Annotated in this window: 1 protein-coding gene; it reads right to left on the reverse strand. The window is 65.5% G+C overall.

All coding sequences use genetic code 11. From position 1 onward, the window contains the following. Window positions 1–763, reverse strand: a 763-nt coding sequence (locus tag AC1D00_RS42585) for an AMP-binding protein (protein ID WP_477014845.1), incomplete at its 3' end; no start/stop codon positions are given. Window positions 764–1057: the final 294 nt, after the last annotated feature.

Genomic DNA, 1057 nt, shown 5'->3' on the forward strand with positions numbered 1-1057 from the left:
TGCCCGTGGTGCCCGAGGTGTAGAGAATGTAGAGCGGATCGGTCGCGGCGACCGGCACGCAAGGCGCCTTCCTGCCGTCGTTGATCGCCTTGCGGCGCAGGCTCGCCCAATCGTAGTCGCGGCCGGGCGCCAGGTCGCAGGTGAGCTGCGGACGCTGCAGCACGATGCAGGCCTTCGGCTTGCTGCCAGCGAGCCTGATCGCCTCGTCGAGCAGCGGCTTGTACTGCACGATGCGGCCGGGCTCGATGCCGCAGCTCGCCGACAGGATCAGCTTCGGCTGCGCATCGTCGATGCGGGTGGCGAGCTCCTTCGCGGCAAAGCCGCCGAACACCACCGAGTGCACCGCGCCGATGCGCGCGCAGGCGAGCATCGCAACCACCGCCTCCGGCACCATCGGCATGTAAAGGATGACGCGGTCGCCCTTGGCGACGCCGAAATCCTGCATGATGGCGCCGAGCGCCTGCACCTCACCCAGCAGCTCGGCATAGGTGAGCCTGGTGATCGAGCCCGTCAGCGGCGAATCATGGATCAGCGCGACCTGGTCGGCGCGGCCGCGTTCGACATGGCGGTCGAGCGCGTTGTAGCAGGTGTTGACCACGCCGCCTGTGAACCAGCGGCCGTAGGTTCCTTGCGAAGCATCGAAGATCGTCTTCGGCGGCTCGATCCAGTCGATCTCCTTGGCCGCCTCGGCCCAGAAGCCCTGGGGATCAGCCAGCGAGCGTGCATGGACTTCGTGATAGCTGCTCTTGCCCTGGATGTTCATTTGCCGCGCTCCCGTTCCCTTTATTCGCCTGGCCCTGACCTGACGACAGGACAGCCGTCCCGCCATGACCAGGATCAATCGCCGGCCTTGTTTGAGAGGTATTTTCCCGGGAACGGGCCGCGGTTCAAGCTGAAAAGGATGGGCCTTTCGGGACGAAGGGAAGAAAGGCCATCGAGGCAAGCTGGAGCCACAACAAAGGTGAGCCCTCTCCCCCCTTGCGGGGGAGAGCGGGAGAGAGGGGTGGCCTCGAACTCAGTCTAGAGTTTGTGGCCACCCCTCTCCCTAACCCTCCCC

The sequence above is a fragment of the Bradyrhizobium sp. P2_E8 genome (assembly GCF_056403875.1).